Source organism: Pseudomonas sp. P65(2024), assembly GCF_057480955.1.
In genome coordinates, this window is the sequence record NZ_JBLIYX010000069.1 from 1 (window position 1) to 229 (window position 229).

1 rRNA gene is annotated in these 229 nt (G+C 52.0%); it reads left to right on the plus strand.

Annotated features, from left to right (window positions below):
* A 23S ribosomal RNA gene (locus AC25MA_RS25870) occupies nucleotides 1–229 on the plus strand; the annotation flags it as partial.

A 229-nucleotide genomic window follows, 5' to 3' on the forward strand; every position in this document is an offset into this window, starting at 1 on the left:
TCCAGTTATTGCGATGGAGGGACGGAGAAGGCTAGGCCAGCTTGGCGTTGGTTGTCCAAGTTTAAGGTGGTAGGCTGAGATCTTAGGCAAATCCGGGATCTCAAGGCCGAGAGCTGATGACGAGTGCTCATTAGAGCGCGAAGTGGTTGATGCCATGCTTCCAAGAAAAGCTCCTAAGCTTCAGATAACTGGGAACCGTACCCCAAACCGACACAGGTGGTTAGGTAGA